Annotated in this window: 3 protein-coding genes; all 3 read right to left on the bottom strand. The window is 39.2% G+C overall.

The window, feature by feature from the left end; all coding sequences use genetic code 11:
* Positions 1-225 precede the first annotated feature (225 nt).
* Complete coding sequence (locus MXE28_RS11210) at positions 226-1,491, bottom strand: S-layer homology domain-containing protein (protein ID WP_247240177.1); 1,266 nt, start codon at positions 1,489-1,491, stop codon at positions 226-228.
* Between the two features lie 418 nt (positions 1,492-1,909).
* On the bottom strand, positions 1,910-3,253 hold the full coding sequence (locus tag MXE28_RS11205; protein ID WP_226974687.1) for a putative porin: 1,344 nt from the start codon (positions 3,251-3,253) through the stop codon (positions 1,910-1,912).
* 806 nt (positions 3,254-4,059) lie between these two features.
* The coding region (locus MXE28_RS11200) for a putative porin (protein ID WP_247240176.1) at positions 4,060-5,177 on the bottom strand (1,118 nt) is incomplete at its 5' end.

Raw genomic sequence — 5,177 nt, 5'->3', positions numbered from 1 at the left:
GTATTTATCTAAGTTTGCAGCACTTTCTACACACACTTTTTGTCCTATAACTCTAAAAATACCATACTTAATAATTTCGACATAAATTTTCAAAATCCTTCATATTTATAGATTTTTATAATAAAGTTTAGTCGTATTTTTTTTAAACGGCAAACAAAAACAACCACTTCCCGAAGGAAGTGGTTGTCTTATTTTCACTACTTATTAATTCTGTTTTACAAGAAATTAGAATTTGTAGTTTAATTCTGCACGGTAGTAATCGGATACGTCTTCGCCGTCCTGAGTTTCACCGTTGAATGCCCAGTATGCAGATAAGCCAACGTTTTTAGCTAAAGCGTAATCAACAGTTGCTAACCAACCTTTGTAGTTGTAGTTTGCAGGTTGATTCCAAGTGGAGCTGAATACAGGAGCTTTTTCAGCTAAATCAAAGTATTGAGCTTTAACATCCCAAGAACCGGCTTCTTTAATGTTGTAGTTACCGAAACCGATACCAGCTACCCAAGCGTCATTGCCACCTTCTTTAGCATCTTCAGCAAATGTAGCGTATTCGCCGCCAATCCAAACGTTTTTGAACTGGAAGTCAGCAAAACCGCCATAGATGTCGAAGCTGTCGCCATCTAAATTATAAGCACTTGCAAATTTAGAACCGTTGTTGTTAGCGAATGCATAGAAGCCACCGATAGTGATGTCATCGCTAAGTTTACCTTGAGCCTGTAACAATGTTACGGAAAGGTTATTTTCTTCAGAAAGACCTTTTAATTCGCCTTCAACAAAGTAACCGTAAGCAGCTAAAGCACTGAATTTACCATTGTCGTATGCCAAAGCAGCACCGTCAAAAGTATCATCATAGATTAAGCCGTTACCAACGAATGCACCGAAACGACCACCTACAGCTGTAAGTTCATCACCGAATTCATGAGCTACATAGATACGGTCAGCAGATACGGAAGCTTTGTTAGCATTACCGAATTCGTTAGAACCAACGATACGGATAACAGTAGTTGTGTTTTCATTTACTTGTGCATTGAATTGAACACGACCACGATAATCGAAGTAAGATTTTTTGCTTGGTTTATCTTCGTTAATGATACCTTTCTTTTCAAAGCCTTGGTAACGAAGACGAACGTCGCCTGTAGCTTTTACGTTACCAACTTTGTTTTCCAAAGTAGCAACACGAACGCCCAAATTGTTCAATTCGCTAGCGAATTCATCAGCCAAACGGTTGATCATAGCCTGTTGTTCAGCGTTAGCACGAGCTTCGTTAGCCATAGCTTTAGCTACCATCTGAGCCATTTCGTAACGAGTGATGTTGTTCTGGCCTTTGAAAGTGCCATCTGGGTAACCGTTGATTACACCAGCTGCTGCCAATTGAGATACGCTCTGGTATGCCCAATCGTTAGGAGTTACATCGGAGAATGGATTAGTTGCGAATGCAGTAGTTACGCCAAGTACAGCAGTTGCTGCAAATACGGCTGCAAAACGTTTTTTCATTGTAATTACCCCTTTCGGTAAAAAACAGAAAAAAGAAATAAAATAGCAGATGGCATCTCATTTCATTCTTCATGTTTCTATACTCATGTAATTTACAATGGAGTGTCCATGTTTCCTCACACTTAATTACATTTTCTGTCAATCATGAAGCTGTCATGACTACCAATCTACGGACATAATACCACACTCGAATCAAAAATCAAAGGGTTTTGTTATGATTATTTCGCATAGGTTATGCATCTGTCTTCTTAGAAAGGATTCAACTTCATCAAACTCACACCTTACAACCCCTTTATTTATCAACGTTTATCCCTATATTGATTTTTGTTGATGTTTACGACAACAAAAAAAGACAACTTCCGAAGAAGTTGTCTTTTTTATATCCGAAACTACTATATTATAGTAATTATTGGTCAGATTAGAACTGGTAGTTCAATTCTGCACGGTAGTAGTCTGGTAAGTCAGCGCCGTCTTGGTTTTCAGCGTTGAATGCCCAGTAAGCGGACAAGCCAACGTTTTTAGCCAAAGCGTAATCAACAGTAGCCATCCAAGCTTTGTAGTCGGAGTTTACTGGTTGATTCCAAGTAGAGCTGATTACAGGAGAATGTTTAGCCTGGTCGAAGTACTGAACTTTAACGCCCCAAGTACCTTCGTTTTCAATGTCGTAGTTACCTACGCCAACACCGGCTACCCAAGCATCTTTACCGTCGTTGTTTACGCCAGTATTCCAATTTTTGTCCCAAGTAGCATATTCGCCACCAATCCACAATTTGTTGAATTGAAGATCTAAGGAACCGCCATAGATATCGTTATCCAAGTTGTCTAAGCCCCAAGCATAGAAACCACCGATAGTAGCGTGTTCACCTAAGTTACCTTTAACCTGTGCAAGTGCTACTTTGTAGTTATTATCAGCAGTTTTATTTGCGATATCACCGTCAAAGCCTACAGGCATGCCTGTTTTATCATTAACGATTTCATTATTAGCATTATATTTGCTGAACAAGCTACCAGTAATGAAGGAACCGTAACCACCGGTCAATGCGAAGTTGCCGTTGTCATAAGTAATAGCAGCACCATCAAATGGATCGTCGTATACTAAACCGTTACCGATAGTGTTATCGAAACGACCGATTACCGCAGTAGTGTCTTTACCGAATTTGTGAGCAACGTACATGTTATCAAATTTAACAGTAGTACCGGTTGCATCACCAAATTCTACACCGTCAAAACCATTATCTTCACCGGTTGTTACAATACGAACTACTGCAGAAGTGTTGTCAGCTACATTAGCATTGAACTGAACACGTGCACGGTAGTCGAACTGGGAACGTTTGTTGCTGTTTGCGTCAGTAGCGAACATACCTTTTTTATCGGAACCTTGGTAACGAAGACGAGCGTCACCGGTTACTTTTACGTTACCAACTTTGTTTTCCAAAGTAGCAACACGAACGCCCAAGTTGTTCAATTCGCTAGCGAATTCATCAGCCAAACGGTTGATCATAGCTTGCTGTTCAGCGTTAGCACGAGCTTCGTTAGCCATAGCTTTAGCTACCATCTGAGCCATTTCGTAACGAGTGATGTTGTTCTGGCCTTTGAAAGTGCCATCTGGGTAACCGTTAATTACACCAGCTGCTGCCAACTGAGCTACGCTCTGGTATGCCCAATCGTTAGGAGTTACATCAGAAAATGGGTTTGCTGCGAAAGCAGTAGTTACGCCAAGTACAGCAGTTGCTGCAAATACGGCTGCAAAACGTTTTTTCATAATAAATTACCTCTTTCCAAAAAAAGATTTAATAATGTTTGAACCAACATTATCTATTCTTCATTTCAGATACTCAGTAATCTTAAATGGAGTGTCCATGTTTCCTCACAAGTGACCGCTTTTCTCATATCAATGAATTTTGATGTCGTTCGTTCTGTAATCATTGTATCGCGGTCTTCATGATTTGTAAAGAAAACTCAAAATTTGTCCACGAGTTTTGAAGAAAAAATATGACAATTTTCGATGTAATGTAACTTGTAACCCTCATGAATACTTCAATTATCACTAACTCTCATTTATAGCAATATTACACGAATTGTTAATCTATTTTTTCAGAGTTTTCTGATTAAATTGAGTATTCATCTATATTTAGTCTATTAAGAGAAAACAAATTGTAAGATATCAAATACATATACCCCTCTCCAATTTGATTTATAATTTTAATATAATAATTAGCTTGATTTTTATATCTACTTTATGTTTCTTTTTATTAATACATGTTTTTGTCCACTACAATTACACAGTTTGTAAAATTCATGTAAATTACACCAATCAGCATCTTATAAAATGCATAAAAAACAGAGCCGATTAACACGATTTCTCGTGCCAATCGGCTCTTAAAATTTACCTCAAAATTGACTTTTTATGGTCAATTTATATGTAGTTTTCACTGTTAATTGAGAATTAACTTCAAACTTATTAACTCTCTTTTTTCATTCGAATAACTTTTTGTTCATCCGAATTCACTACATCAATTCTATATTTTGAACTTTATATTCGTAAAGAACTTCTATCCAAGTCAAATATTAGAATTTGTAGTTCAATTCTGCACGGTAGTAATCGCCTAAGTCGTTACCGCTCTGGTCTTCAGCATTGAATGCCCAATAACCGGAAAGACCTACGTTTTTAGCCAAGGCATAATCAACGGATGCCATCCAAGCTTTGTAATCGCTGTTGTATGGTTGGTTGAATGTGGAGCTGATTACAGGCGAGTATTTACCTTCATCGAAGTACTGAACTTTAACGCCCCAAGTACCTTCTTTAGCGATATCGTAGTCGCCGTAACCAATGCCGGCTACCCATGCGTCTTTATCGTTGGATTGTACCAAAGAGCCGTCTTTATCGGAGAAGGTTGCATATTCGCCGCCTAACCAAACTTTACCGTAGTTGAGGTCTAAGGAACCGCCATAGATATCGTTATCTAAGTTCTTGTTACCAAAGGTGTAGAAGCCACCTACTGTAGCATGTTCACCAAGTTTAGCTTTTGCCTGTAACAAGGTTACGGTTGCGTTTTCATCGGAAGTTGCATCGCTGAAGTCGTGTGCATAGGAGCTCATGCTACCGTTATTGAATAAACCGCCTTCCATGAAGGAACCGTAAGCAGCGGTTGCGGAGAAGTTACCGTTGTCATAGTTTACAGCGGCACCATCAAACGTATCATCGTATACTAAACCGTTACCAACGAAAGCACCGAAACGACCGGCTACGGCAGTTGTATCTTTACCGAATTTGTGAGCTACATATACACGGTCAAATTCAACATCGGATGTTGTGGAATCACCGAATTCCATATCACCGCTGGTTACGCGGATAACTGCGGATGTGTTGTCATTTACATTAGCGTTGAATTGTACACGACCGCGCATATCGAACAAGGATTTTTTATTAGTGTTATCGGAGCTGATTTCACCTTTTTTATCGGAACCTTGGTAACGAAGACGAGCATCACCGGTTACTTTTACATTACCTACTTTGTTTTCCAAGTTGGAAACACGCACGCCCAAATTGTTCAATTCATCAGCAAATTCGTTAGCCAAACGGTTGATCATAGCTTGCTGTTCAGCGTTGGCACGGGATTCGTTAGCCATTGCTTTAGCTACCATCTGAGCCATTTCGTAACGAGTGATGTTGTTCTGGCCTTTGA

Origin of the sequence: Veillonella sp. KGMB01456 (genome assembly GCF_023051165.1) — a bacterium.
Classification (GTDB): Bacteria; Bacillota; Negativicutes; order Veillonellales; family Veillonellaceae; genus Veillonella_A.
This window is presented reverse-complemented; position numbering and strand designations above follow the sequence as displayed.